The organism is Pseudomonas sp. GW821-FHT04C07 (assembly GCF_059420325.1).
The window spans coordinates 70,395-97,302 of record NZ_JBWKTM010000003.1; the positions used below are offsets into that span (position 1 = coordinate 70,395).

At 59.7% G+C, this 26,908-nt stretch carries 30 protein-coding genes and 1 riboswitch; of the genes, 10 read left to right on the plus strand and 20 right to left on the minus strand.

The window, feature by feature from the left end; all coding sequences use genetic code 11:
* Nucleotides 1-10: 10 nt before the first annotated feature.
* The 13 genes from AC07UI_RS07015 to dauA all read right to left on the minus strand — a co-directional run bounded on the left by AC07UI_RS07015 (nt 11) and on the right by dauA (nt 12,350).
* A complete protein-coding gene (locus AC07UI_RS07015) occupies nt 11-928 on the minus strand; it encodes a dihydrodipicolinate synthase family protein (RefSeq protein WP_494991801.1) in 918 nt (305 codons plus the stop codon).
* A gap of 97 nt (nt 929-1,025) precedes the next feature.
* Nucleotides 1,026-2,063, minus strand: a complete 1,038-nt coding sequence (locus tag AC07UI_RS07020) for a trans-3-hydroxy-L-proline dehydratase (RefSeq protein WP_494991802.1) — start codon at nt 2,061-2,063, stop codon at nt 1,026-1,028.
* Nucleotides 2,064-2,090: 27 nt separating this feature from the next.
* On the minus strand, nt 2,091-2,813 hold the full coding sequence (locus tag AC07UI_RS07025; protein WP_494991803.1) for an amino acid ABC transporter ATP-binding protein: 723 nt from the start codon (nt 2,811-2,813) through the stop codon (nt 2,091-2,093).
* A complete protein-coding gene (locus AC07UI_RS07030; protein ID WP_494991804.1) occupies nt 2,806-3,456 on the minus strand; it encodes an amino acid ABC transporter permease in 651 nt (216 codons plus the stop codon). Before AC07UI_RS07030 ends, AC07UI_RS07025 begins: the two co-directional genes overlap by 8 nt.
* A gap of 10 nt (nt 3,457-3,466) precedes the next feature.
* Nucleotides 3,467-4,132, minus strand: coding sequence for an amino acid ABC transporter permease (locus AC07UI_RS07035; RefSeq protein WP_494991805.1), 666 nt, complete (start codon nt 4,130-4,132; stop codon nt 3,467-3,469).
* A 196-nt stretch (nt 4,133-4,328) separates the two neighbouring features.
* Nucleotides 4,329-5,147 carry an ABC transporter substrate-binding protein gene (locus AC07UI_RS07040; protein WP_494991806.1) on the minus strand — a complete coding sequence of 273 codons (819 nt, stop codon included), beginning with the start codon at nt 5,145-5,147 and terminating at the stop codon, nt 4,329-4,331.
* Nucleotides 5,148-5,429: 282 nt separating this feature from the next.
* The gene (locus tag AC07UI_RS07045) at nt 5,430-6,176 is read right to left on the minus strand and encodes a helix-turn-helix domain-containing protein (protein ID WP_494991807.1); all 747 of its coding nucleotides are present in this window, start codon (nt 6,174-6,176) and stop codon (nt 5,430-5,432) included.
* 28 nt (nt 6,177-6,204) lie between these two features.
* A complete protein-coding gene (locus AC07UI_RS07050; protein WP_494991808.1) occupies nt 6,205-7,482 on the minus strand; it encodes an FAD-dependent oxidoreductase in 1,278 nt (425 codons plus the stop codon).
* Complete coding sequence (locus tag AC07UI_RS07055; protein ID WP_494992135.1) at nt 7,479-7,715, minus strand: (2Fe-2S)-binding protein; 237 nt, start codon at nt 7,713-7,715, stop codon at nt 7,479-7,481. The genes AC07UI_RS07050 and AC07UI_RS07055 overlap by 4 nt, the downstream gene beginning before the upstream one ends.
* An 11-nt stretch (nt 7,716-7,726) precedes the next feature.
* Nucleotides 7,727-8,842 carry an NAD(P)/FAD-dependent oxidoreductase gene (locus AC07UI_RS07060; protein ID WP_494991809.1) on the minus strand — a complete coding sequence of 372 codons (1,116 nt, stop codon included), beginning with the start codon at nt 8,840-8,842 and terminating at the stop codon, nt 7,727-7,729.
* The gene (locus AC07UI_RS07065) at nt 8,839-9,774 is read right to left on the minus strand and encodes a 4-hydroxyproline epimerase (RefSeq protein ID WP_494991810.1); all 936 of its coding nucleotides are present in this window, start codon (nt 9,772-9,774) and stop codon (nt 8,839-8,841) included. Before AC07UI_RS07065 ends, AC07UI_RS07060 begins: the two co-directional genes overlap by 4 nt.
* Before the next feature lie 106 nt (nt 9,775-9,880).
* Entirely contained in the window at nt 9,881-10,561 is a 681-nt protein-coding gene (locus AC07UI_RS07070; protein WP_494992136.1) for a GntR family transcriptional regulator, read from the minus strand.
* Nucleotides 10,562-10,619: 58 nt separating this feature from the next.
* Nucleotides 10,620-12,350, minus strand: coding sequence for a C4-dicarboxylic acid transporter DauA (dauA, locus tag AC07UI_RS07075; protein ID WP_494991811.1), 1,731 nt, complete (start codon nt 12,348-12,350; stop codon nt 10,620-10,622).
* A 145-nt stretch (nt 12,351-12,495) separates the two neighbouring features.
* Here dauA and AC07UI_RS07080 point away from each other — a divergent pair, with 145 nt between their 5' ends.
* Nucleotides 12,496-12,990: a hypothetical protein gene (locus tag AC07UI_RS07080; protein ID WP_494991812.1), complete on the plus strand. Its 495-nt coding sequence runs from the start codon at nt 12,496-12,498 to the stop codon at nt 12,988-12,990.
* 63 nt (nt 12,991-13,053) lie between these two features.
* Nucleotides 13,054-13,341, plus strand: a complete 288-nt coding sequence (locus AC07UI_RS07085) for a PA4642 family protein (RefSeq protein WP_494991813.1) — start codon at nt 13,054-13,056, stop codon at nt 13,339-13,341.
* Nucleotides 13,342-13,449: 108 nt separating this feature from the next.
* Here AC07UI_RS07085 and mqo read toward each other — a convergent pair whose 3' ends face one another.
* Nucleotides 13,450-14,958: a malate dehydrogenase (quinone) gene (gene mqo / locus AC07UI_RS07090; protein ID WP_494991814.1), complete on the minus strand. Its 1,509-nt coding sequence runs from the start codon at nt 14,956-14,958 to the stop codon at nt 13,450-13,452.
* A gap of 743 nt (nt 14,959-15,701) precedes the next feature.
* Nucleotides 15,702-15,950: a hypothetical protein gene (locus tag AC07UI_RS07095; protein ID WP_494992137.1), complete on the minus strand. Its 249-nt coding sequence runs from the start codon at nt 15,948-15,950 to the stop codon at nt 15,702-15,704.
* 168 nt (nt 15,951-16,118) lie between these two features.
* On the opposite strand from AC07UI_RS07095, the gene AC07UI_RS07100 reads away from it, so the two are divergent.
* Nucleotides 16,119-16,703 (plus strand): YajG family lipoprotein, encoded by a 585-nt coding sequence (locus tag AC07UI_RS07100; RefSeq protein ID WP_494991815.1) that lies wholly within the window; start codon nt 16,119-16,121, stop codon nt 16,701-16,703.
* A gap of 79 nt (nt 16,704-16,782) precedes the next feature.
* Here the strand turns inward: AC07UI_RS07100 and AC07UI_RS07105 are convergent, their stop codons facing one another.
* On the minus strand, nt 16,783-16,989 hold the full coding sequence (locus AC07UI_RS07105; protein WP_494991816.1) for a hypothetical protein: 207 nt from the start codon (nt 16,987-16,989) through the stop codon (nt 16,783-16,785).
* A gap of 194 nt (nt 16,990-17,183) precedes the next feature.
* On the opposite strand from AC07UI_RS07105, the gene AC07UI_RS07110 reads away from it, so the two are divergent.
* Entirely contained in the window at nt 17,184-17,471 is a 288-nt protein-coding gene (locus tag AC07UI_RS07110) for a hypothetical protein (protein WP_494991817.1), read from the plus strand.
* Between the two features lie 214 nt (nt 17,472-17,685).
* Here AC07UI_RS07110 and AC07UI_RS07115 read toward each other — a convergent pair whose 3' ends face one another.
* Nucleotides 17,686-18,852 carry a 1-acyl-sn-glycerol-3-phosphate acyltransferase gene (locus AC07UI_RS07115; RefSeq protein WP_494991818.1) on the minus strand — a complete coding sequence of 389 codons (1,167 nt, stop codon included), beginning with the start codon at nt 18,850-18,852 and terminating at the stop codon, nt 17,686-17,688.
* A gap of 138 nt (nt 18,853-18,990) precedes the next feature.
* Here AC07UI_RS07115 and AC07UI_RS07120 point away from each other — a divergent pair, with 138 nt between their 5' ends.
* From AC07UI_RS07120 to AC07UI_RS07135, 4 genes are all read left to right on the plus strand, one after another.
* The gene (locus AC07UI_RS07120) at nt 18,991-19,173 is read left to right on the plus strand and encodes a CPXCG motif-containing cysteine-rich protein (protein WP_489072338.1); all 183 of its coding nucleotides are present in this window, start codon (nt 18,991-18,993) and stop codon (nt 19,171-19,173) included.
* A gap of 13 nt (nt 19,174-19,186) precedes the next feature.
* Entirely contained in the window at nt 19,187-19,447 is a 261-nt protein-coding gene (locus AC07UI_RS07125; protein ID WP_494991819.1) for a putative signal transducing protein, read from the plus strand.
* A 36-nt stretch (nt 19,448-19,483) separates the two neighbouring features.
* Nucleotides 19,484-20,104 (plus strand): SOS response-associated peptidase, encoded by a 621-nt coding sequence (locus AC07UI_RS07130; protein ID WP_494991820.1) that lies wholly within the window; start codon nt 19,484-19,486, stop codon nt 20,102-20,104.
* 254 nt (nt 20,105-20,358) lie between these two features.
* Nucleotides 20,359-21,177 (plus strand): M48 family metallopeptidase, encoded by an 819-nt coding sequence (locus AC07UI_RS07135; RefSeq protein ID WP_494991821.1) that lies wholly within the window; start codon nt 20,359-20,361, stop codon nt 21,175-21,177.
* 49 nt (nt 21,178-21,226) lie between these two features.
* Here the strand turns inward: AC07UI_RS07135 and AC07UI_RS07140 are convergent, their stop codons facing one another.
* The 3 genes from AC07UI_RS07140 to AC07UI_RS07150 form a co-directional block, all read right to left on the minus strand.
* A complete protein-coding gene (locus AC07UI_RS07140) occupies nt 21,227-21,811 on the minus strand; it encodes a TMEM165/GDT1 family protein (RefSeq protein WP_494991822.1) in 585 nt (194 codons plus the stop codon).
* A gap of 88 nt (nt 21,812-21,899) precedes the next feature.
* A riboswitch (yybP-ykoY riboswitch) is annotated at nt 21,900-22,021 on the minus strand.
* Between the two features lie 52 nt (nt 22,022-22,073).
* A complete protein-coding gene (locus AC07UI_RS07145) occupies nt 22,074-23,072 on the minus strand; it encodes a methyltransferase (protein ID WP_494991823.1) in 999 nt (332 codons plus the stop codon).
* Between the two features lie 30 nt (nt 23,073-23,102).
* Nucleotides 23,103-24,068 (minus strand): 2-hydroxyacid dehydrogenase, encoded by a 966-nt coding sequence (locus AC07UI_RS07150; protein ID WP_494991824.1) that lies wholly within the window; start codon nt 24,066-24,068, stop codon nt 23,103-23,105.
* 92 nt (nt 24,069-24,160) lie between these two features.
* Between AC07UI_RS07150 and AC07UI_RS07155 the strand changes: the two genes are divergently transcribed.
* The gene (locus AC07UI_RS07155; RefSeq protein WP_494991825.1) at nt 24,161-24,790 is read left to right on the plus strand and encodes a LysE family translocator; all 630 of its coding nucleotides are present in this window, start codon (nt 24,161-24,163) and stop codon (nt 24,788-24,790) included.
* Between the two features lie 145 nt (nt 24,791-24,935).
* Nucleotides 24,936-26,618, plus strand: a complete 1,683-nt coding sequence (locus AC07UI_RS07160; protein ID WP_494991826.1) for a fatty acid--CoA ligase — start codon at nt 24,936-24,938, stop codon at nt 26,616-26,618.
* Nucleotides 26,619-26,908 lie beyond the last annotated feature (290 nt).

The following is a 26,908-nucleotide window of genomic DNA, read 5'->3' on the forward strand; positions in this document are numbered from 1 at the left end:
AGGTGGCGTCTTACAGACCAACGTCCGGCAGCGTTGGGCGGTTGGCGAGGGCAGTCTTGATCAGCGCCTGGACTTCGCTGCGTTCGTGGTCGAGCAAGCCCAGGCGTGGAGGGCGGGTCAGTGCCGAGCCACGGCCCATCAACTCTTCGCAGAGTTTGATGCACTGCACCAGATCCGGACGGGCATCGAGGTGCAGCAGCGGCATGAACCATTCGTAGATCGGCATCGCTTCCTTGAAGCGGCCATCGCGGGCCAGTCGGAACAACGTCTCGCCTTCTTTCGGGAACGCGTTGGACATCCCGGAAACCCAACCCACCGCGCCGACGGCGATGCTTTCGAGCACCACGTCATCGAGCCCGGCGAACAGCACGAAGCGGTCGCCGACCTCGTTGCGCACGTCAATGAAGCGCCGGGTATCGCCCGAGGAGTCCTTGAAGCAGACGACGTTGTCGCAGTCGGCCAGAGAAATCAGGATGTCCGGCGTGACGTCATTCTTATAGATCGGTGGGTTGTTGTAGACCATCACCGGCAGGTCGATGCTGGCGGCTACGCTGCGAAAGTGCGTGGCGGTCTCGAAGGGTTTCGAAGAGTAGACCAGCGCAGGCATGAGCATGATGCCGTCGGCACCAACCCGCTGGATTTCCTTGGCGACCTTGCTGGCGTTGGCGCTGGTGAACTCGGCGACGCCGGAGATCACCGGCACCCGACCGGCCGCGGCGTCCTTGGCGAGTTCTACCAGGCTGATTTTTTCTTCGGTGCTCAGCGAGGTGTTTTCGCCGACGGTGCCGCAGATCACCAGACCTGAAACACCGTCGCGAACCAGGCCGCTGATGACCTTGTGCGTGCCCTCGTAGTCGATGGAAAAGTCACTGTTGAATTGGGTCGTGACCGCTGGGAAAACGCCGCTCCAGTTAACGTGCTTGCTCATGTTGCCTCCGCTGATGGAATTTTAGTATTTCGTATACGTTAGTGTTGAGCACTGAAAGTGCCGTGTGGTTCAAAAGTCTTTGTCAGATTAGCGTGCTTCAGATGTTCAGTTCGACCGGCCAGGTATCGGACAGTCGATAACCGCCGGGCCAAGGGTCACTTGGGTCAAGCAGGTGCTGGTGAATGCCGGTGATCCAGGCGCGCCCGGACAGGCAAGGGACAATCGCCGGACGCCCGGCAATTTCGGTGATGGCGTCGATTCGGCAATGAAACTCTGAGCCGATGATCGAGCGCCCGATAAAGGCTTCGCCAACCTCAAGTTGACCTTTGGCATGCAACACCGCCATGCGCGCCGAACAGCCCGTCCCACAAGGCGAACGATCAATCTTTCCGGGGCGAATCACTACCGCGTTGGCAGCGTTGGCTACGCCATTGGCACGATTGACCGGTGCGGCGATCTGGCAGAAGGAAATGTGCTTCCAGTCCGGGTTCAGCGGATGGACGAAGCCCAGTTGTTCGTTGGCGGCCTGGGTGATTTTCAGCCCTGTGGCCACCAGATCCGCAGCTTCATCGGCGGTCAGCGAGAAGCCCAGGCGCTGAGCATCGACGATCGCGAAACTGTCGCCGCCATAAGCGGTATCGACCTGTACGGAGCCTAGCCCGGGGACTTCGATCCACGCGTCCAGTTTGTCGGCAAACGACACCACATTGCGCACTTCGACCCGCTCGGCTTTGCCATCACGGCATTGAGCGGTGACTTCGATCAGCCCGCCGGGCGCCTCCAGCACCAATCGGGTCACCGGCCCGGTCATCGGCAAAATCCCGCTGTCGAGCAGCACCGTGGCCACGCACAGGGAGTTGGAGCCGGACATCGGTGGTGTATCAGCCGGTTCCATGATGATCCAGGCCATGTCGGCTCGCGGGTCTTTGGCCGGAACCAGCAGATTGACGTGGCGGAATACACCGCCGCGCGGTTCGTTGAGGACGAAATTGCGCAGGGTCTGGTCTTGCGCAATCCAGCGCGATTGATCCCACAGGGTGGCACCGGGCGGCGGTGCGACACCGCCGACGATCACATCGCCGACTTCCCCTTCGGCGTGGCAACTCACCACATGAATGATCTTGCTTGAGCGCATGCTGGTCTCCTTTGAAGTCTCTGTGGGTTACACGACCGATTTGAGAAAGTCGGCGGTTTCCGGCCGTTGCGGCTGGCCGATCACCTGGTCTGGCGGGCCGATCTCATGGATCTTGCCGTTGCGGAAAAATGCCACGCGGTCCGAGACGTCCCGGGCGAAGCGAATCTCGTGGGTCACCAGCACCATGGTCATGCCTTCCTCGGCCAGCAGGCGCATGGTGTCCAGCACCTCGCCCACCAGTTGCGGGTCGAGGGCCGAGGTGGCTTCGTCGAAGAGCATGTAGTCCGGCGACATGGCCAGCGCCCGGGCAATCGCCATGCGTTGTTGCTGGCCGCCGGAGAGCTTGCTCGGGAAGACCTTGAGCTTGTCGCCGAGCCCGACGTGGGTGAGCTGGCGCACGGCGATCTCTTCGGCTTCCTGACGGCTTTTACCGAGGACTTTGCGCGGTGCGAGCATGACGTTTTCCATTACCGTCAGGTGCGGGAAGGCGTTCCATTGCTGGAAGACGATGCCGATCTTCTGGCGCAATTTGTTCAGGTCGGTCCCGGTGGCATGCACCGGTGTGCCGTCGACGCGGATCTGTCCACCCTGAATCGCTTCCAGGCCGTTGATGCACATCAGCAGGGTCGATTTACCCGATCCCGAGCCGCCGATGATCGACACTACTTCGCCTTTGTTCACCGTCAGGTCGACACCCTTGACCACTGCCAGATTGCCAAAGGACTTATGGACGTTCTCGATCTCAATCATTTTCCTGCCACCTCTGTTCGAGCCGCGCACCCAGACGGGCGATCACCAGGCTCATGACGTAGTAGATAAGGCCGGCCAGGGCAAGCACGAACAGCGGCTCCTGTAGCCGGGTGACAATGGTTTGCGAGGCACGCAACAGTTCGACGATGCCGATCCAGAGCACCAGCGAGGTGTCTTTCATGACCGCCAGGGTGAGGTTGATCCAGCCGGGAAACGCCACTCGGGTCGCCATCGGCAGGACGATGTGCAGCAAGTCCTGGGTGTGGCTCATGCCCAGCGAGCGCGCGGCACGGCGGGTGGTCGACGGCACCGAAAGCACGCCGCCACGGACGATCTCCGCGCAGTAGGCGGTGGCGTAGGTGCCGAGGATTACGCAGGCTACGCTGAAGGCGCTCCAGTTCAGGCCGATGATGGACTTGAACGAGTTGAGCAGAACGAACTGGATCAGCAACGGCACGCTGCGAAACACGTCCAGCACCCACGCCAGCGGCAGGCTCAGACGTGGTAACAGAGCACGAAACAAGCCGCAAACAACCCCCAGCAGTGTGCCGATAAACATTGCCCAGAAGGTCAGCAGCAGGGTGGTGCCAGCACCTTGCAGCAGGTACTGAACATCGCCCCAGGTCAAACTCGATGTGTACATGGTGGGCTCCTCAGTACCGGAACAAACGCCAGGCCAGCAGGCGGGCGATCAGCACCACCAGTTTGGCCAGGACGAAGTAGAGAACGGCGGCGATGGCGAAAAACTCGAACGTGCGGAACGTCTTCACGTTCAACGCCTGGGTGACCCCGGTGAGGTCGCTGGTCAGACCGACCACCACCCCGAGCGAGGTCATCAGCAGCGCCCAGACCATTTGATTGGTCAGCGGGTAAAACACCACGCGCAACAGCTGCGGCAGTACCACCAGGCGATAAGCTTGCGGTGCACTCATGCCCAGCGAGCGAGCAGAGCGCAGTTGGGTGTCGGGCACCGCGTTGAGGCCACCGCGAAAGGTTTCCGCCAGGTAGCCGGCGTTGTTGAAGGTGATACCGATCAGCAGCGCCAGCCACGAGCCCATATGAATGCCAAAGGCACCGAGGCCGAAATACAGGACGTAGACCTGGAACAGCGCCGGGGTATTGCGCGCTACGGATACCCAGCTGGCGGCAATCGCCCGAAACAGACGTCGGTGGGACTGCTGGCCGAGGGCGAGAAACATCGCGATCAGGGTGCCGCCGAGCATCGACAGCACGGCGATTTCCAGGGTGATCCGGGCGCCGTCGAGCATGTCCGGCAGCGCCTGAAAGGCCGCACGCCAATGGAAGGTGTAGTCGAACATCAAAGGAGTTCCTTGGGTTTCAACTGGTTTGGGCGTTGTCAGTTAAAGAAATGAGGTCCCTATGTAGGAGCGAGCTTGCTCGCGATGGGCGTTAACGATGACGCGTATTCTCTGAATCGACGCGCCGCCCATGAGTCCATCGCGAGCAAGCTCGCTCCTACACGAGGACAAACCCAATCCCACAGGTATTCGGTGCTTAGCGATACACCCCATTTGCCGTCAGCTCCGGCGCAGTCCCGCCGACCCACTGGGCGAACAACGCCTGATAGCGACCGGAGCGCACTTGATGGTTCACAAACAGGTTGAGGTAGTTGAGCAGACCGTACTCGCTGCGCTTGGCGCCCAGCGACACGTAGTCGATGTCATAGGGTGCGGTGCCCGCGACGCTGAGGCTTTTGTACTTGCCGGACTTGATCAGTGATGAGGCGACGGTGGAGGTCACGGTGGTGGCATCAATCTGCCCCTGGCTCAAGGCAAGTACGGCATCAGCCAACGATTGATAGGCGTGGAAGGCACCTTTGCCGTTGGCCCATTTCTTCACGTCGTTTTCCAGTGAGATCGCTTCGAACGTACCGGCCGGGCCGCCGACCGAGCGGCCCTTGAGGTCGTCGTAGGTTTTGATCCCGGCATCGGTGCGGGTCAGCACCACCATCTGGAAGGCGAAGTAGGGAATGGTCATGCCTACGGTTTTGGCGCGCTCCAGGGTGTCGGAGGTCGATGCCACGATCACATCGGCGCGGCCCGAAACCAGCGCTGGAATGCGGTCAGGGAAAGGCGTTTCGACGATCTCGGCTTTAACCCCGAGGGTTTTTGCCAAGTCATTGCAGTAGTCGACGTCGAACCCGGCCGGAGTGTTCTTCTCATCGCGGAACCCCATCGGCGGGAAGTCGAGCGTGACGGCGCAGCGCAGGCTGCCGGACTCAATGATGTCATCGAGTTTGTCGGCCTGGGCCTGGCCAATGAACGCAGTGCTCAGAACGGCGGTGAAGAGGACGGCGAATGCAGGGTTTTTCATAAGGGGCCTCGTTGTCGGATGGTGTCGAGCAGTGGGCAGTTCTTATCAAATTGGTATTTAGAATTTCGTATACGATATTTGATATGCACTGCGTGTGCCAAAAACACAGCGAAACCCCGGGACTGAATCCCGGGTTGGCTACGAAGCCCGAAACAGACGGCAAGAGAGAAAGTAAGGGATTACCGGGCCCGGTCAGGCAATCGGTGAGTGGACTGGGTGATGCGGCTACTCATGTCACAAAAGGGAGCAGGTTTGATCGGGGTGCTTCGTAACGGGTAACAGTCAACGATGGCTGTCGCGGTATTGGGTCGGGGAAAGGCCGGTGAGTGCCTTGAACTGACGGCTGAAAGCGCTGTGGTCGGTGTAACCGCATCGCAGAGCAATCTCGGTGATCGGCAGGTCGCCCGACAGTAACTGTGAGGCGGCGCCCAGCCGGGCCTTGTGGATCATCTGCCGGGGCGTCAACTGGAAGATGCGTTTGCAGTGCCGCTCCAGTTGCGCCACGGAAAACCCGGTGAGGGCGGTCAGATCGCTCAGCGCGATATTTTGCGCGTAGTGCTCGCGGATATGCCCGTCGACGGCGGCGAGTTTTTGATAGGCCGGATGATTGGACTGTGGCGCCAGCAGGTCATAGGAAATCCCCGCCATACCGATGATGATGCCTTGGGCATTGTGCAGCGCCAGCTTGTGGGTCAGGCACCAACCGGGCTCGCGGCCGGGGTATAGATGCAGTTCAAGCTGATCACTGAGTGGGCTACCGTCGTTCAGCACCCGGCGATCCTGTTCGGTGTAATGCGGGCCAAAGCGTGAGGGGAATACCTGCTCGGCCGTCTTGCCGAGCAACTCGCGGCCATCCCTGACACCGCAGCGCTGGGCCAGGGTTTGATTGATCAGCATGTAGCGCGCGGCGGTATCCTTGATGAAGAACACCACGCCGGGCATGGCGTCGAGCAGAGGCGCGATCAATTGCAGACTGCCCAGTAACTCGGGCAGATCTCGCGGGGAGGGCAACGACAGGGGGAACGTCATCAAGCAGCGGCCCTGGTGATGGAGGGCCTTACTCTACGGCGAGCGGATCCGGCTTGGGAAGCTCGGTGCTGTCGGCGAGTTGCAGCAAAGTGTCGATCCGCGTCGGAGAAAATGGCGGACGTGGCGCAGGTGTCGGCCAGTCGAACAGAAAACTCGTTGCCGCACCGCAGATCCGTCCCTGGCAGGCGCCCATGCCGCAACGGCTTTGGAGTTTGGCCTGGTTCCAGCCCGTGCAATCCTTGAGGGTGGAAAACGCTACGTCTTCACAACGACAAATCAGGGTGTCGGGTTCGGTCAGGTGCTTGAGCTCATCGCTCAAGGCGAAGGCACTGTTCAATTGATCGGCAAAAGACTGCCAGCGTTGACGCTGAGGCCAAAGGGCGCTGGCTTTTCGGGTTTCGCCGATTGCGTTCAAACCGGCGATGGTACCTTCCACCAACGCCAGTTCACTGCCGCCGAACCCGGTGCATTCACCGGCGGCAAAGTGATCGATCAGGCTGGTGGTCTGGGTGGCGTCAACGGCAATGGCCTGGTTCTTCAAGTCACATCCCAGCGCTTGAGCGAGCTGGGTGTTGGGGATCAGGCCGAAGCCGCAGGCCAATCGTTCGCAAGGGATTTCCAGCACCCGACCATTACGTTTCAGCCTGACGGCTTCAACGTGTTCGTCGCCAAGGGCGGCCAGCACATGGCTTGCGCAATGGTAATGGCGATCAAACAGCCGAGCGGCTTGCAGCAGTTTGCCTGGCCACTTCGGCAGATGCCGGGCGAACCCGGCGACGGCGCGCAATGGCGCTTGCTCGGTGATCTGCAGCACCCGGGCGCCGGCTTTTTTTGCGGTGGCGGCGCTGGCCAGTAACAGCGGACCGCTGCCGCCAATCACCAGACGTTCGCCTGCCACCGGCATCCCGCCCTTGATCAAGGCTTGCAGGCCACCGGCCCCGGTGACACCGGGCAAGGTCCAGCCGGGAAACGGCAGCAACAATTCGCGGGCGCCGGTGCAGAGAATCAGTTTCCGGTAATGAATTCGCCAGCCGTGTTCGGGGCCTTCCAACAACAGTTGCTTAGGGCCGGCAAGCGCTACCACTCGTGTCGAGTTGAACACCTGCACATTGCTCGCTGCGGCCAGTGCCTGGCGATGGCGCCGTGCATTGACCGGTAATTGCGCTTTCAGCCCATCGCGCCAAATCTGCCCGCCGGGTGCCGAGTTGTCGTCGATGATGACAATGTGTGCGCCACTGGGGGCGGCCGCTAGCGCAGCAGCCATGCCGGCCGGTCCGGCGCCGATGATCAGCAGATCAACCTTCATGCCCGGGTCTCCACGCACATACCGTTGCGGCACACTGTCTGGCAGGCGAGGCGGCGCTGGCCGTCGATCATCACCCGACACTCCTGGCATACACCCATCCCGCAAAACGGCGCGCGGCGCTGGCCGCTGACCGACGTCCGACTGTTGCCATCGCCACCGAGATAAAGCGCTGCAGCGACAGTGCTGCCTAAGTCGACCGTAACCGCCCGGCCGTCGAGCCTTAGTTCAATCATGAGGGGTTCAATCATGGGCGTAGCCCTTGTGTTGTGGATAAGAACCGCCCCGGCAGATACGGTGCTGGGTCGATAGCCGCGACGCTTTTGCACAACTGCGCCGCCAGCACGTGCGCGCTGCCGGGGGCGGTGGTGACGCCCAGACCTTCATGGCCGACCGCCAGCCACAAGCCCGGCTGTTGCGGATGTTCGCCGAGCAAGGGCAGGCCATCGGGCGTCGCTGCGCGCAGGCCGGTCCAGCTGCGGATGGCGTTCATCCCGGCCAGCTCCGGCAGATAGTCGAGGGCACGGCGCAACATACGCGCCAGCACAGCGCCTTCGACCTGCAGATCGGTGGTATCGAACTGACGGGAGGAACCAAGGAAAATCTGTCCGGTGGGCCGCGGTTGAGCGTTGAACGCAACCGAAGTGCCCTCGCTGGCGTGGGCACTGGTGACATATCCCAGTTCCACCAGTTGATGGTGGATCTTGCCGGGATAACGGTCAGTGATCAGTAGGTGGCCCTTCTTGGGGCGGATCGGCAGTTCCGCGCAGAGGTCGGTGGCCTGAATCCCGTTGGCCAGTACCACGGCTTCGGCGCGCAGGCGTTCGCCGGTGGTCAAGCGCAGCTGATTGCCACAGACCTCGGCGACTTCTACCGTGCGACGTGTGAGGCGTTTTGCTCCTTGTGTCAGCAACCATTGCGCCGCATTGGGTGCGTAAAGAATGCTGTCACCGCTGACTTTCAGCGCGCCACTCAAGCCCGGGCACAACATCGGCTCGGCGTTGTACAGCGCTCGGCTATCGAGCATCCGGCAGGCGATACCTTGAGCGCTGAGGGTCTGATGCTTGATCTCGGCGGCGGCCAACTCCTGCTCATTGGCCGCCAGCCACAGGGTGCCGCAATTGCTGTAGGCGCAACCGTCGTCCAGCCGCGGCGCCCATTGGCGCCACAGGTCAATGGAGTAGCGGCTCAGGGCCAGCTCCGCCGGATTGTCATCCATCGCCACCAAATGGCCCATGCCGACCGCTGTGGCGCCGCCGCGCTGGCTGTCGAGCACCAGCACGTCGAGGCCGCGTTGTGCCAGTTCATGGGCACAGGCGCTGCCGACAATACCGGCGCCGATGACGATGACGTCGGCATTCATGGACGAATGCCCCAGGCGAACGGATCGTCCTCTTCCAGCAACAAGTGGTTCTCACCGCTCATGTGGGCGCGGCCGCGAATGGTCGGGATGATGCGCTGCTCATCGAGTCGCTCATAGCTGGCTTCGAACTGGCTGCCGATGACGCTGGCCTGGCGCCAGACTTCGCCCGGCTGTAACTTGCCGTCCGCCGCCAGGCAGGCCAGTTTGGCGCTGGTACCGGTGCCGCAGGGTGAGCGGTCGTAGGCTTTGCCGGGGCAAAGGACAAAGTTGCGGCTATCGGCCTGCGGGTCGTCGGCGAACAGCTCGATATGATCGATCTCGCCCCCGTCCTCACCCCGAATACCCTGGTTTTCCAGGGCTTCGCGGACCGCCCGACTGTAGGCGGTGAGGGCGTCGAGATTGTCACTGGCGATGCGTTGGCCATGCTCGGCGATCAGGAAGAACCAGTTGCCGCCCCAGGCGATGTCACCACTGACCGCGCCATAGCCCGGCAGACTCAGCTTCACGGCTTTGCGATAACGGTAGGCCGGAACATTGCGCACGCTGACCGAGCGGTCCTCGTGCAAGGTCGCCTCGACCGTGCCGACCGGGGTTTCGATCCGGTGCATTCCGGGCTCAATGCGTTTGAGATACGCCAGTGACGCCACCAGGCCGATGGTGCCGTGGCCACACATGCCGAGGTAACCGCTGTTGTTGAAAAAGATCACCCCGGCGCAGGCGCTCGGGTCCTGGGGCTCGCAGAGCAGGGCGCCGACCAGCACGTCACTGCCACGCGGCTCCAGTACCGTAGCAGCGCGCCAGTCATCGTATCGCTCAGCCAGGCATTGTTTGCGTTCGGCCATGGAGCCGTTGCCGAGTTCCGGGAAACCGGCGATCACCAGGCGGGTCGGTTCACCGCCGGTGTGGGAGTCGAGGACATGGATGCGTTTCACGAGAGGCGCCACCTTGCACAGGAAATGTCTGTGCAAGACTGGCCTTTGAGGCGGCTTGCGGCTTGAGGGATTTACTCGGTGACGATGACGAAATCAGCACAGTGAGTCAGGTCCGCGCAGGTGCATTCGGCAGATGTTCATAGAGCGTGCGGCAGACGCCGATGATGTGTTGTTCGATCAGTTCGGCAGCCTTGTCGGCGTCGCCGGCACGGCAGGCCGCGAGAATGTCGCGGTGCTCATGGTCGGCGCGCTCCTTGCCTTCGGAGAGACTCATCTGCATACGCAGGTAGCGCTCGACCTTGTCGTGAATCGAACGAATCAGGTTGATCAGAAAGGGTCGTTGCGCGGGTTCGTACAAACAGGCATGCAAGGCCCAGTTCAATTCGGCCCAGCGACCGATATTATTTTCATCGATGAACTCGGCACAGATGCTTTCGGCGCGGGCGAAAGTGGCTTCGGTCATGTTCGGTACGGCGAGGCGAATAGCCTGGACCTCCAGCAGCACCCGGACTTCAAAGATCTGCGCCAGCTCAGGCTCGGAAATCTTCGTCACCACCGCACCCTTGTTGCGCTGGAACTGCACCAGGCCTTCAGCCTCAAGGCGTTTGAGTGCTTCGCGCACGGGAATTTTGCTGACGTTGAACAGGCGCGCGATATCGTCCTGCCGAATCGGCTCGTCTTCGGCGAAGTGCCCGCCGATGATCGCTTCACGTAAGTGTTTGGCGATGACTTCCGAGGCGGAAGGCGCAATGCCAAGATTGGGCGCATTGAAGCTCGGTAAAGGCAATTGAGTGAGTCCCGGCAGGCGTGGACGAATATTGTATACGAACACCGCAGGGCTCGACTCAGCGAATCAGTGCATCCTGCGTCAGCCATTGCTCGCTTTTACGCCTGGCTTGTTCAAGGGTTTGCACATAGACCAACCGACGTTGCTCTCGGTGAATCCCGGCACGGCGCAGCTTCAGACGGACACGTGGGTGGGTTGCCACCAGAATCAGGCCGATGCCATCGGCGCGGTAATCCTTGAGAATAGTGTCGAAGACTGACAGTGCGGTCATGTCCAGCATGGGGACAGCGCTCATTTCGACGATCACGACTTTGACTTCCGGGCTGAATTTGCGCAGTACGCTGAAGGCCTTTTCGGCGGCGCCAAAGAACAGCGGGCCACGTATTGCATAGCAGCGAACGTGCTCGGGCAAGTTGAGCAGTGCCTGATGGAAGTCACGGGGAAGTTCGGCGGTATCGGTCAGCTCGCTCATGCGCTTGATGAACAGTCCTGCCGCCAGCAGCAGGCCAACAGCCACGGCCAGCACCATATCGAACATTACCGTCAGGCTCAGGCAAGTCAGCAGTACCAGCACGTCGCTGCGCGGTGCGATGCGCAGCGTATGAATGACGTGCCTGGCTTCGCTCATGTTCCACGCTACCATCATCAACAGTGCCGCCAATGCTGCCATCGGCAGATAACTGAACAAGGGCGCGAACACCAGAATCGCGGCTAATACAACGCCGCTGTGAATGATGGCGGCAAGGGGCGAAAAGGCTCCGGCGCGCACATTGGTCGCCGTACGGGCAATAGCGGCGGTGGCGGTAATACCGCCGAACAGCGGTGCAATCAAATTGCCCAGGCCCTGGCCAAGCAGTTCGGCATTGGGGTCGTGTTTACTGCCGGTCATACCATCTGCCACAACGGCGCAGAGCAACGACTCAATTGCACCGAGCATGGCGATGGCAAACGCCGGGGCCATCAGTTGGCGGATCAAATCATAGGACAGCGGCAGCGACTGGCCATCGGCCCCAGGCAAGTTCCAGGGCCAGTCAAAACCTGGCAGGAACGGCGGAATGCCAGCATGGTTGACGCCGTCGACCAGATAACTGAAGCGTTCGCCAAGGGTGGCCACTGGCAGGCCATTTTTTTCCAGCAACACGCCCAGCAATGCGCCGACGGCCAGGGCAACCAGATGCCCGGGGATCTTTGGGACTACCCGTGGCCAGGCAATCAGAATGGCCAGGCAAGTGACGCCAGTCAGCCCGTCTCCAAGGTGCGCGCTGGGTAATGCCGCAAGCAGCGCACCAAGCTGTTCTACGTAGTGTTGCGGGTGGCTGGAGAGGCTAAGACCCAGAAAGTCTTTCAATTGCAATGTGGCAATGACAATACCGATCCCTGCGGTGAACCCCAGTGTGACCGGATAGGGGATGTACTGAATCAGGTGTCCGGCGCGAATAAGGCCGAGGGTGATCAGAATTACGCCGGCTAGCATTGTGCAAAGCAACAAGCCGCCAAGCCCGTATTGTTGGGTGATGGGCAGCAGTATCACCACGAAAGCCGCTGTCGGGCCGCAAACGTTGAAGCGGGAGCCACCGGTCAGCGCAATCAGCGGCGCCGCAACAAGCACCGTATACAAACCTTGCTGAGGTGCCACGCCGACGGCAATCGCTAACGCCATGGCCAGCGGAATGGCGATGATACCTACCGTCACCCCTGCGCTGAGGTCTCCGCGCAGGGCTTTGAAGGAGTAATTTGCGCGCCAGGTTTGGCGCCAGGCTGCAAATAACGGTGGAAAGGAGAACGCCATAGGTGCTCCGCGAGAAATGAGCTTCACCGCCAGTCGGTTGCTTGCAGTGTATGCGCGTATCGTCAAGTCAGCGTATTGATCCAGGTCGGTGGCGGGTGTGATCAGGCCTCGTGTAGAGTGTCTGGCCCCGTGTTCGGAACCTTATATGAGCCTTTTGATTCGCAAGGTGGTCACTTGTGTGCTGCTACTTGGCCTGCCACTGGCAGCTGCTCAAGCGTTGAGTGCGCCGATGCACGCGCAGTTCCTGCCGCCAGACGATCTGACCCTGCGTGACGCTCAGCCTGAGCAACAGCAACTGCTGCAAGTTACCGATTACTCGGTGGTGGTCGGCAGTCAGCGCCAGTCCAGTCAGCAGCCGATTCCGGTGACGTCACCGTTATTGATCCGCTTGAAGGGCAAACCGCTGAACAAGGGCGCGGCTATCAATCAGGTTCTGGTCAATTTCGATGGCGAAAGCAAAAGCCTGAAAAAGCCGGTATTCGACGACAAGACCAAGACCCTTACCCTGTATTACCCGCTGGTCCAATACCGCGCAGTGCTCGATCTGCTGCGCAACGACACGGTCTATTGCCAGTTCCTGAGCTATGCCAACGGGCATGTCTGGGCTGACTTGCACACCGGGGCCGTACGCGCGCGTTGAGCGCGAGGGCTGGCGAGGGGTAAACTGCCCGCCCCGTGAAAAGTCCGCGAGCTGGAGTCGGCAATGCGTAAAGATAAGAAACAGGTGATTGGTGACGAGATCGGCGATGCGCAGATCAAATTGTTCCTCGATTTTGAACCGGTCGACGCGACTTCACCGTCCTTGCACAAACTGATCAAGGCCTACCGTGGCCTGCGTATCGACGATTTCGAGCGCTTCCTGGTGTTCTTCATCGAAGCCGGTTTTGATCTGGATGGCAAAGACGAGCACGGCAAGGATTTCGTCGCGCTGATCCAGGATCAGCGTAACGCCGCCGACTACATCGAACTGATCCAGAAAGCTCGCGTGTAGGAGCCAGGCTTGCTCGCGAAGCAGGCGGCTCGACACTTCGGTATTGCCGGTGACAAAAAAACGCCCCGTTCTTGAAGAAGAGCGGGGCGTTTTTTGTGGGCGAAGACTTTAAGCGTAGCTTTCGGTCTCGCTGCTTTGTTCAACCAGTTCCAGGCTGAGGTTGTTCTGCGCGTTGATCTTGCGATACAGCGCAGCGTCGGTTTCCAGTACCTTTTCACGGGCCGGGAAGATTTCCTTGAGCTTGGCTGCCCATTCGCCTTTGGTCTTGCTCGGGAAGCAACGTTCAATCAGCTCAAGCATGATCGAAACGGTGACCGACGCACCAGGTGAGGCACCGAGCAGAGCGGCCAGTGAGCCGTCCTTGGCTGCGACCAGTTCGGTACCGAACTGCAGAACGCCGCCTTTCTTCGGGTCTTTCTTGATGATCTGCACGCGCTGACCGGCCACTTCCAGGCGCCAGTCTTCAGCCTTGGCTTCGGGGTAGAAGCGACGCAGCGAATCCAGACGTTGTTCCATCGACTGCATCACTTCGCTGACCAGATACCTGGTCAGGTCCATGTTGCTTTTGGCCACAGCCAGCATCGGGCCGATGTTGCCGACGCGAACCGACATCGGCAGGTCCATGAACGAACCGTGCTTGAGGAACTTGGTGGTGAACCCGGCGTAAGGTCCGAACAGCAGGGACTTATTGCCATCCACTACGCGGGTATCCAGGTGCGGCACGGACATCGGTGGCGAACCTACCGCTGCCTGGCTGTAGACCTTGGCCTGGTGATGTTTGACCACTTCCGGGTTGTCGCAACGCAGCCATTGGCCACTGATCGGGAAACCGCCGAAACCTTTGCTTTCTTCGATGCCCGAAGCCTGCAACAACGGCAATGCCGCGCCGCCAGCACCGAGGAAGACGAATTTGGCGTCGACATCACGGGAGTTGCCAGTATTCACGTCCTTGATGCTGACGGTCCAGCCGCCGTTGTTACGCTTGAGGCCGGTGACACGCTTGCAGTACTTGACCTGGGCATCGGCTGCGCTGGTCAGGTGCTTGAGCAATTGGTTGGTCAGGGCGCCGAAGTTGACGTCGGTGCCGTTCATCACGCGGGTTGCGGCAACGACTTCGTCAGCCGGACGACCAGGCATCATCAATGGCATCCACTCAGCCATTTTCGCCTTGTCTTCGGTGTATTCCATGTCCGCGAAAGCGTGATGCTTGTGCATCTTTTCGAAGCGTTTTTTCAGGAACGAAACGCCACTGTCACCCTGCACGAAGCTCAGGTGCGGCACCGGGCTGATGAAGGTTTTTGACGAGCCGAACGTGCTTTTACTGGTCAGATAAGACCAAAATTGCTTCGACACCTCGAACTGGGTGTTGATATGCACGGCTTTTTTGATATCGACGGTGCCGTCGGCGGCCTGAGGGGTGTAGTTCAGCTCACACAGCCCGGCGTGGCCGGTACCGGCGTTGTTCCATGGGTTGGAACTCTCCGCTGCACCCGAATCCATCAACTCGACGACTTCCAGCTTGATCGCGGGGTCGAGTTCTTTGAGCAGTACGGCGAGGGTGGCACTCATGATGCCCGCCCCAACCAATACTACGTCGACTGCTTCGTTATGCGCCATTAACGCGTCTCCAAAATCTGCAGCACCAAATTGACGGCATAGCTGCCAGGAGTTACGGGGCATGCTTCAAATAGAGCCCCAGGTCACCCATGGCCAGGATCGCCATGTCCGAATCTTCGCAATTTTTTGCAACTTCGACGGACGCTACCAACCGGGCCTGAGGTTCATATGAACTCACTTCAGTGCGGCGGAGGCAATTCGACTTATGGTCAAGGCGTCCGTTTGTGCAACCAAATCCGTAGCGGACAGGCTTCAGTCTCCAGTTCTAGAGGAGTGCTCGGTCCTGTGTGGTTGGGCTGTTGTAGACGCTAATAGTGCATTTTCAGACGCAAAGCTTTTCATTTGCTCGCCACACTCTTGTGAAGTTGTGAAAACCCGTTTTTTCACGCTCTTTTGAAGACGTGAACCTCAAAAAAGGGCTGCCTCAGCCTGGCACCGAGCCCGAGGAATAAATGCCGGCATGCAATACATGACAGGCAAAACGGGCAAACAACTCAGTGACCGAGCGCAATGGCAGCTCTGGCAGATTCGCGAAAAGTGGTGGATTGCAGGGTAAACAGCAAGCGCCGCCAGCTTCACTCGATCTGTGTGGGCGGCTCTCTGTGGGCGGTGCGGGGAGCTAATGCAAGCGCATTAGCGATGCTGCGAGGCCCGATCAGGAGACGTCCTTATAATCGGGGGGAGATTGTAGCGAAGAAACGTGGAGAAATGGTCCTGTTAAATGACTTTTATTAGCCGTTCGGTCAGGTGGTCAACACCTGTTGTAGCCGTGAGCGAGGAGTGCGCGGGCTGATACAGGCGCTGGCGGGTAGTGGTTTATGCAGCCAGTTGAGGCGAATTTCTTCGATTTCGAGCCAATCATCACCCATTGGCGGCAGGCTGCAGTGCTTGAAAGCCTGGCAGCACCCATCGCAGTCGAGCAGAGCGAAATAGCGGTATTGGCGTCTTGGGGTGAACAGTGACCAAAGGAATTGCTTGGCAACGTACCTGATGTCTTACTGCTTTGAAGCTTGCCAGTCTTGCATGACGTTGATGTTACGGGGGGGCCGCCAGGTATAACTTTGCAGATCTCTTCAGCAAGTGTTCAGGGTCGCTGGTTTGCTACGCGTGCCCACCGCTATACTGCGGGTCTGTGTGTGCCTGATTCTGGAGAGATGAGCATGTTGCAACGCCTGTTGTTCGGTTTGATCACTGTGACCAGTTTGACGCTGGTTGGCTGCGCCAACAGCCCGCAACAACTCAGCCCGCAACCGAAACTCACGACCCAGCTCGCACCTGTGGGTCAGGGGCAGCCGGTGGTGGTGAAAGTGGTTGACGGTCGTGCGTCGCAAACCCTGGGGACACGCGGCGGTCTGTACCCTGAAACCAGCGCCATCACCGTTGCCAGTGCCGACATCGTGCCTAAACTGCAAGCCCAGGCCGAAGCCGCCGTGCGTCTGCTGGGGTTCACCCCGAACCCGAACGCCCTGAATGCTCCGCAGTTGATCGTGACCCTGACCGAACTCAAGTATCAGTCGCCTAAAGAAGGCATGTATGTAACCGAAGCGACTATCGGTGCGATCTTCCGCTCCGATGTGTCGAACGCCAACCGTCGCTATAGCGGCCGTTATGGTTCATCTCTGGATCAGCGTTTCGGTATGGCACCGAACCAGGAAACCAACACCAAGCTGGTCAGTGACGTCCTGAGCGATGCCCTGACTCGAGTGTTCAAGGACCCGACCGTCGGCCAGATGCTGAGCCAGTAAAGCTCATCCAGGCGATATGCCCGCTACGAAAAAGCCCGGTTTCATCACTGAAACCGGGCTTTTTCATGGCTGTATGAATTCAGGCTGCTTCGACATAAAAATCGAGAATGCTCACGCCGGTCAGCAGGTCGGTTTCCGGCAGGTCGGCATGCTGATGGCCGCCCAGGGCGCAATACACCAGCCAATGGCGGTCCTGGACGTTGAAGGCCAGGCTGCCGACCAGCGCTTGTTGCTCATCGCTGGGGGAGATCAAATAAAGGCGATCCTGGTTTTCTGCGTGCAGCATGACAAGCTCCGTGTCGGTATCGAGGGGCAACAGACTGGCTTGTTTAGATGACGAGCGTGTGACGACATAAGTTAATCAGGCAATGGTTTGTTATTTGTCGGAAAAGGGCGGGCATGTGTCAGGGCTTCCGGTAGAATCCGCGCCGCGGGTGCTTGTTCGACGGCCCCTAAGGCATGTTTTACTCGAGGTTCATGATGTCGCTGCAACTGATTTGGTCCATGTTCAACGCCCACCCCGCCAAACTGATCAATGTCCTTGCCCTGCTGTTTGCCTGCCCAGGCGCCTGGCTGCTGCATGCGACCCGTCGCCGTGAACAACGCACGCTGGCCAGTCTGGAAGCGCAAAGCCAGAACCGCAGGCTCGACCAACCGGTGTTGCTGCCAGACGTTGCAACCTTGCGCATGAACCGTTTTTTCTACCGCTTCGGCTTCGCCTGCCTGGCGTTGGCGCTGCTGGTATCGTGGGTCAGCACCCGGATCTAAGGGCCGGCTAAGCCCTGTAGCAGTTGCCGAAGGCTACGTTCGGCTGCGCAGCAGTCGTGAAACCAGCAAACTCATTCTTCCTGATCAGGCGCGCTTTGCCATATTGCGACTGCTGCGCAGTCGAACGTAGCCTGGCGGCAACTGCTACGTTGGCCGCCCGCTCCAGAAAAAACAACGGCGCCCGAGGGCGCCGTTGTCGTATTCAGCAAAAGCCTTACAGCAGCAAACCCGCCTTGACCCGATACTGATTGCGTACCGGCGTTGCGTATTGCAGCACCAGAAACGGACGGTGCTCCGCCGGGCAGGCGTCCAGGCGGCGTTGCCATTCCTCCTGGGCCACGGCCAACTCCTCGGCCGGGAACACATCGGCTGCGGCCGGCACCTGCAATTGCGGGTCGGCGTCGCTCCATTGCGCGTAAGCGAGGTAGTGAACCGGGAACAAGCGATAGCCGCCGAGAATCTGCCGGTCCATTTCGATCGCCAGTTGCTTGGTGTCCTCGAAGAGCTCGGTGATCGGTGCGGCAAAATTCACATGCACGCGACCTTTGTAGCCGGTGATACCTTTGGCGATGCTGGCATCGTCCTCGCCCGGCACCTTGCTGTAAGAACCAGTGGTGGTGCGGATGTATAGTTCGCGGGCCTTGGCCTGGTCGCACGGGTCGTATTCGTAGCTGATCGACACAGGGGTCAGGTTCAGCGAACGGATGACCTCGGCGAACGGCTCGTCCTTGCGGCTCATGTGGAACATTTTGAGGATCGCCGACTCGGTGCGGTCATCCCCGTCCTTGGCGCGGCCTTCGGCCTGGGCGATCCAGATCGATTGGCAATCGTTGAGGATCGAATGGTTGATGTAGGCCGAAAGTAGCTGGTAGGCGGCCATCTTCTCGCGTCGGCCGTTGATCGAACGGTGCACGATAAAGCTCTTGTTCAGGCGCATCAGGTCGCTGACAAAGGGCTTTTGCAGCAGGTTATCGCCAATGGCGATGCGCGGTGTCGGCAGGCCGGCGTGGTAGATCGCGTAGTTGACGAAAGCCGGGTCCATGACGATGTCCCGGTGGTTGGCCAGGAACAGGTAAGCACTGCCGGACTTGAACTGCTCGACGCCAGTGTAGGTCACACCGTCAGTCGCACGCTCGATCGTGTGGTCGACATAAAACTCGACCTTGTCCTGCAAGGTGGCCACCGAAGTGATCCCGGCGAACTCACGGCGCAGCTGATGAGCTATAAGTGGTTTGAGCAACCAGCCGAGCAAGCCGGCAAAGCGCGGGAAGCGGAAGTGGGTGAGGATATCTAGAAGCGCCTTGTCACCGAGCAGTCGTGCCAGCACCGCTGGGACTTCGCTGTCGTCGTAAGGTCGGATGGTATCGAATTCGCCCATCATGCTCTCTTGTTGGAAACGGCTAGGGTAAGTAAAGGAATTGATCGAAACTGGCGGGGCACGGTTTGAAAATCAAGCTCTAACAAAAATGGCCCTGCAAATAGACCGGCGATTATACGCACAAGTCACTTGGAGACCGCGATGCTGGAAACTGCGCACTACGACTGCCCTTATTGCGGTGAAACGGTTGAGGCGGTTCTCGATCTTTCCGGGGGCGATCAGCAGTACATTGAGGATTGTCCGGTGTGCTGCCGGCCGATTGTTTTCACGCTGCAAACCGACGGTCAGGAATGGATGCTCGACGTTCACACTGAGAACGAGTGAAGGGTGAGCCTGTATGCAGCGAGTCTACGAACCGGAAAACCTGATGGAGGGCGAGTTGCTTCAGGGCATGCTGGCCAGCGAAGGTGTGGAATCCCATCTGGTGGGGCGGGATCTGCTGGGCGGTGCCGGTGAGCTGCCGGTGTTCGGTCTGCTGGGGTTGTCGGTGGATAACGATCAGGCGCAATACGCACGAGAACTGATCGCCGCGTACAATGCCGCACAGCCGCTGTCGGGCGATGAGCCGGAAAGCTTCCCTGGCGTTCTGGTCTGTTAGGCTGACGTTTGTTTTGTCCTGGAGTCGTGTTGCCCCATGTGTGGACGTTATGCCCTGTTTCGCTGGAACCCCGCTTTCGCGGCCTTGCCAGGATTCCCTGCGGATCAGCAGGCGCAATGGAATATTTCGCCCAACGATTCGGTGCTGATCCTGCGCGCGACCAACGGTCAGCGTGATCTGGCCCGCGCCCGTTGGGGCCTGACACCGCCGTGGTTAACCGATATGTCGCGTACTCCGGCCCATGCTCGAGCCGAAACCCTGGCCGAGCAGCCGATGTTTCGCGAAGCGTTTCGTTTACGCCGCTGCCTGTTGCCCGCCAATGGTTTCTACGAGTGGCGCGGGACCAGCCGCAAGCGCCCGTACTGGCTGACACCGGGGGAGGGCTCGGCACTGTACTTCGCGGCTATCTGGGAGGCTTATCCGGTGCAGGAGCAGGTCTGGTTGAGCACTGCGGTGGTCACTCAGGCCGCTTCGAGTCAGCGCCGCCCGCTGATTCTCGATGCCGCAGGCCAGGAAGCCTGGCTGAACCCCGAAACGCCACTGCACACCTTGCAGGCTTTATTAGCCAGCGAGCCGGCGCCTTTGCGCGAGCGGGTGCTGGCCAACCTGGTGAATGATCCGAAGCTCAATGCACCGGAGTGTTTGACGCCGGGTTGATTCAGCTTCAGACCGTGGTGCATTGATCGTTCCCACGCTCCGCGTGGGAATGCCGGCATGGACGCTCTGCGTCCGCTTCTGACGCTGTGACGCAGAGCGTCACGGGATGCATTCCCACGCGGAGCGTGGGAACGATCAGAAGCACGAGTGGGAGCAGAGATGTATCTGAAATGTACGTGTTACACGTCCGTTGTATCTGGCGCCGATACATTTCACCGCCTAGGATACGCGCCATGTTTTCAGGGAGCGTATTGATGAATAAGTCATTGGTTTTGTGTGCGCTGAGCGCGGCTCTGCTGCTCAGCGGTTGCGAGTCTGTCAACACCACCAACGGCGGCGCGGTGGGCGTTGAGCGCAAGCAGTACATGTTCAGCATGCTGTCGACCGACGAGGTCAACCAGATGTATGCGCAGTCCTACCAGAAGACGGTGGGGGAGGCGACCACGAAGGGAGTGCTGGACAAGACCAGTACCGAGGCCAAACGAGTCCGGGCTATTGCCGATCGACTGATCGCCCAGGCGCCGGTTTTTCGTCCGGATTCGGCCCAGTGGCAGTGGGATGTCAACCTGATCAGGAGTGACGAACTCAACGCCAACTGTGGTCCTGGCGGCAAGATCATTTTCTACAGCGGGCTGATCGACAGCCTGAAACTCACCGACGATGAAATCGCTGCGGTCATGGGCCATGAAATTGCCCACGCTCTGCGCGAGCATGGTCGTGAAGCGATGTCCAAGGCCTATGGCATTGAAATGGCGAAGCAGGGGGCCGGGGCGCTACTCGGTCTGGGGCAGGACAGCCTGGCCCTGGCGGACACCGTGGCCAATTACGGCATGACCTTGCCCAACAGCCGAAACAATGAAAACGAAGCGGATCTGATTGGCCTGGAACTGGCCGCCCGCGCCGGTTTTGACCCGAATGCAGCGATCACTCTGTGGAATAAAATGAGCAAGGCGTCGGAAGGTTCGCCGCCTGAATTCATGAGTACCCACCCGTCTTCCAGCAGCCGGATGGCTTCGTTGCAAGCGGCGATTCCGAAGGTCATGCCGCTTTACCTGAAGGCCAGGAAGCCCTGAGTCAATGATCGTTCCCACGCTCCCGCGTGGGAACGATCGGTGTATGTAATCAGACCCACCCGCTCATCTGCATCGCCTTGTACACCGCGACAACGGCAAGGATGAAGAACGCGGTGGCCGCCAGGCGACGGATCAGGGTCAGGGGTAGTTTGTCTGCCGCGAAGTTACCCGCCAGCACCACCGGTACGTTGGCAATCAACATGCCGAGGGTGGTGCCGATGATCACCAGCCACAGCTCAGGGTATTGAGCGGCGAGCATCACCGTGGCGATTTGGGTTTTGTCGCCGATTTCTGCGAGGAAGAACGCAATCAGCGTCGTCAGGAAAGGCCCGAATTTGCGGGCAGTGCTGGCTTCGTCGTCATCCATTTTGTCTGGCACCAGGGTCCACAGCGCCGTTGCGGTAAAGCTCGCGGCGAGGATCCAGTGCAGGGTGGCGTCCGAGAAGAAGCTCCCGAACCAGGCGCCGACCGCACCGGCTGCGGCATGGTTGGCCAGGGTCGCGGCAACGATACCGGCGATGATTGGCCAGGGCTTGCGGAAGCGCGCGGCGAGAATCAGGGCAAGCAGCTGCGTCTTGTCGCCGATTTCGGCCAAGGCAACGATTGCGGTAGGAACGAGTAGAGAATCCAGCATCAGGTATTTCCTAAGGGGCGGGTCGACACGGCTATGACACGTACAGCCTTCCCGCCCCGGGTAAGGTGTTCGTGTCATAGGTCTTGTCAAACCCTGCGGTCCGTCTGTGCGGACTCTGGGTCGCATACGCCATGGTCTGAGGACCAAGTATGTTGACGTATGCCGGACGAGCATGGCGCTCGTGGGAGACTACTCCCCTAGGACGGAGCGAATTCTGCCTAGGCAAAATCCATTCGGCAAGCCTTCTTTTCTAAAAGAGGTTTCAGCCGCGCTTGGCCCGATAGATGCGAAAGCCTTGTCCTTCGGCCTTGATCGAACACTGCCCCAGATGCTCTTCTATCAGTGGTTGATAACGCAGGAAGCTGTTGGCAACAAGGCGCAGTTCGCCACCTGTTTTCAGATGTTTTACCGCTTTTCGCAGCAGGTTTTCCGTTGCGTGATAATCGGTATGAACCCCGACATGGAACGGCGGATTGCTCAAGATCGCACTTAGACCCATGGGTGCTGCGTCGATTCCATCGCCGGTCAGAACCTCGGCTTCCAGGCCATTGGCGGCCAGAGTCAGCCGACTGCTGGCGGCTGCAAATGCATCGACGTCCAAAAGCGTGACGGTGTTGTGCGGATACCGACGTTTGACCGCGGCGCCCAACACGCCCGCGCCGCAGCCGAAGTCCAGCAAATGGCCGCTGGGCAGTTTGTCCAGATGCTCAAGCAGCAAGGCGCTGCCGCGATCCAGGCGACCGTGGCTGAATACACCGGGCAGGCTGATGACTTTTAGCGGTCCTTCGGCCAGCGGCAGTTCGTACTCTTGCGCAAGGCTTTCCAGCGTCACGGCTTGCGGCGCATTGGCCACGGTGACCTGCCAGAGCTGGCAATGCCGTGCGCTGTCGAGTTTGCGAGGTTTGCCGAAGGGGTTCAGTTGCTTGGCTGCGCCTTCGATACCGCTGCGTTTTTCACCGACCAGGTACAACTCGCGGCCGGCCAGGCGCGAGGCCAGGGCATTGAGCACGTAGTCGGTCAGGTCTTTGGATTTGGGCAGGAACACCACCGCTGTCTCGAACGGTTGTTGCGGCGCGTTCACACCAAAATGGCTGCGCTCGGCAAAGCGTGCGCCCAGCGCCGCCTGATCACCGGCATGCCAGCACCAGCCATGGGCGTTGGGCAATTTGCCCAGCAAATCATCGGCGGGTAAACCGGCCAGCAGCAGCGAGCCCTGGAATAACTCAGCCTGACGAAGCAGTACTTCACTGCGCGGATCCATGGTCTGCTCCTGAAAAAGTGGCGCAGTTTATCAATTGACGACCCGCAGCGCTGTACCGTTGAAAAACGCCTGGGCGTTTTCCGTCAACTGACCGACGATCCGCTGCCGTGCCTCGCGACTGCCCCAGGCGTTGTGCGGGGTAACTATCAGGCGTGGAATGTCGTTGGTCAGCAAGGGATTGCCGGCAGTCGGCGGCTCGACGCTCAGCACGTCGGTGGCCGCGCCGCCGAGGTGACCGCTGCGCAAGGCGTCGGCCAGAGCCTGTTCGTCGATCAAGCCGCCGCGAGCGGTGTTGACGATGAAGGCGCCGGGTTTAAGCAACGCCAGTTCGCGGGAGCTGATGAAGTTGCGCGTGTGTTCATTGAGCGGGCAGTGCAGGGTCAGCGCGTCGACTTGCGGCAACAGCTCCTCCAGCGGTAAACGATCGGCGCGGGCAGGGCGTCCGGGTAGTTGGCCGAGCAGTACGCGCATGCCGAAGGCTTCGGCCAGCCGCGCGACGGCGCTGCCCAGTTCGCCATGGCCCAACAGGCCGAGGGTCTTGCCCTCCAGCTCGACAATGGGGAAGTCCAGCAGGCAAAACTGCCTGGCCTGTTGCCAGCGGCCTTCGCTGACCGCTTTCTGATAGTCGCTCAGGCGCGTGGCCAGGGCCAGTAGTAGCATGATCGTGTGCTGGGCAACTGACGGTGTGCCGTAACCCTGGCAATTGCTGACGGTGATGCCATGGGCGCGAGCGGCGGCGAGGTCGACGTTATTGGTGCCGGTGGCGGCAATCAGGATCAGCTTCAGTTCGGGGCAGGCGGCTAACGTTTCGGCGTTGAGCATGATCTTGTTGCTGATGGCGACGTTGGCACCTTGCAGGCGTTCGATCACTTGATCCGGCGTGGTTTGTGCGCACAGCTGCAGATCGCTGAAACTGTTTCGCAGCGCACTGAGGTCAAGGTCGCCCAGGTCCAGGGAAGTGTGGTCAAGGAACACGGCGCGGCGATTGTTACTCATCAACTGTACCTTTTGTGCGGTTAACTGAAGGCGTAATGTGGCGAGCCTAACAGATGAAACAATTTGATACTCCCTGCCAAAAAGGAGCCCCCATGTACTGGACAGAGTTCTTGACCGTCGCCCTTATTCACCTGCTCGCTGTTGCAAGCCCCGGCCCGGATTTTGCTGTGGTGGTGCGCGAAAGCGTGACTCACGGTCGCCGTGCGGGTACCTGGACGGCCTTGGGCGTCGGTATGGCGATCTTCCTGCATGTGGGCTATTCATTACTGGGTATCGGCCTGATCGTGTCGCAGTCGATCGTCCTGTTCAATGCCCTGAAATGGCTGGCGGCCGCCTATCTGCTGTACATCGGTTTCAAGGCCCTGCGCGCCCAGCCGGCCAGGCCGGCGACTGAAGACCTGCACAAGGAAGCCGGCGAACGCACGGCTCGCGGCGCTTTCACCGCAGGTTTCGTGACCAATGGCCTGAACCCCAAGGCGACATTGTTCTTCCTGTCGTTGTTCACCGTAGTCATCAACCCGCAAACACCGCTGGCGATTCAGGCGGGTTATGGGGTTTACCTGGCCGTGGCAACCGGTTCCTGGTTCTGCCTGGTGGCCATGCTGTTCAGCCAGCAGCGGGTACGCGCCGGTTTCGCCCGCATGGGCCACTGGTTCGACCGGACCATGGGCGCGGTGCTGATCGCCATTGGCGTGAAGCTGGCATTCACCGAGATGCATTGATTGTACGACCGGAAATGAATGCTGGCGCAAGGCCAGCATTTGTACGGCTCTGCAAATCATTCCTTTGGCTGATTTGGCTGTCATAAAGGGGTTCTAAAGTGCAGATCTTTACAGCCAAGACCGTGCAGTCACAAAAGGGATTCTTATGTTGCAGACTCGCGTTATCCCGCCAGCCGAAGGCGCTTATCAATACCCGCTGTTGATCAAGCGGCTGCTGATGTCCGGCAGCCGTTACGAGAAAACCCGCGAGATCGTCTACCGTGATCAACTGCGCTATAGCTACCCGACCCTCATTGAGCGTGTCGCGCGGCTGGCCAACGTACTGACGGCAGCCGGGGTCAAGGCCGGTGATACCGTGGCGGTGATGGACTGGGACAGCCATCGCTATCTGGAGTGCATGTTCGCCATTCCGATGATTGGCGCGGTGATCCACACCATCAACGTGCGTCTGTCGCCTGAGCAGATTCTCTACACCATGAACCACGCCCAGGACCGCTTCGTGCTGGTCTACAGTGAGTTCACGGGGCTCTACCAGGCAATTGCCGGGCAGCTGACCACGGTCGAGAAAACCCTGCTGCTGACCGACGGAGCGGAAAAAACCGCGGACTTGCCGAATCTGGTTGGCGAGTATGAGCAACTGCTGGCCGCGGCCAGCCCGCAGTACAACTTCGAAGACTTCGACGAGAACTCGGTCGCGACCACTTTCTACACCACCGGCACCACGGGTAATCCGAAAGGGGTGTATTTCACCCATCGGCAATTGGTACTGCACACCATGGGCGTGTCGACGATCATGGGCAGCATCGACAGTGTGCGACTGTTGGGCACAAACGATGTGTACATGCCCATCACGCCGATGTTCCACGTACATGCCTGGGGCCTGCCGTATGTGGCGACCATGCTCGGGCTCAAGCAGGTTTATCCCGGTCGTTACGATCCGGAGTATCTGGTGCAGTTGTGGCGCAAGGAAAAGGTCACCTTCTCCCATTGCGTCCCGACCATCCTGCAGATGCTGCTCAATGCCAAGGCGGCCAGGGACACAGACTTCGGCGGCTGGAAAATCGTTATCGGTGGCAGCGCCCTCAACCGTGCGCTGTACGAAGCGTCCAAGGCCAAGGGTATTCAACTGACCGCCGCTTACGGCATGTCGGAGACCGGCCCGCTGGTGTCTTGCGCTCATCTCAATGACGAGCTGATGGCCGGTACTGAAGACGAACGCACCACCTATCGAATCAAGGCCGGTGTGCCAGGGCCATTGGTGGAAGCGGCGATTGTCGATGACGATGGCAACTTCCTGCCGGCTGATGGCGAGTCCCAGGGCGAGTTGGTATTACGTGCGCCATGGCTGACCGAGGGCTATTTCCGCGAACCGCAGAAGGGGGCTGAACTGTGGGCCGGCGGTTGGTTGCACACCGGCGACGTGGCCACCCTGGACAGCATGGGCGTGATCGATATTCGTGACCGGATCAAGGATGTGATCAAGACGGGTGGCGAATGGGTGTCGTCCCTGGCGTTGGAAGACCTGATCAGCCGCCATCCGGCGGTACGCGAAGTAGCAGTGGTCGGCATCCCGGATCCGCAATGGGGCGAGCGGCCGTTTGCACTGCTGGTAGTGCGCGAAGGGCACGCGATTGAAGCCAGGGAACTCAAGGAACATCTCAAGCCGTTCGTTGAATTGGGCCATCTCAGCAAATGGGCAATTCCTAGCCAGATCGCCCTTGTTACTGAAATTCCCAAGACCAGTGTCGGCAAACTCGACAAGAAGCGCATCCGCCTCGACATCACTGAGTGGCAGACCAACAACAGCACCTTCCTCTCGACGCTTTAAGCGTCCTTTGCCGTGCCCGAAAGGGCACGGCAAGCCCACCAAGCAAGCGCTTGGCTTGTCAAAACGTTATTTTCAGTCATCCTTGTCGTGCCGGCATCTGCCGGTTTGGCGAAAGGAGTGTTGCAGAGTGGGCGGGGCTGCAAATCACACTTTAGAGGGATCAAGCAGTACTACCTGCTGGCTATAGTCCGCTCAAGGATTTTTAAGAACGGGGCAAACGCACAAAACGGGGCGATGCAACTCTGACTGACTTTGGGACAACCTGGTTTCCTGTCACTCAGAGCGTTTTT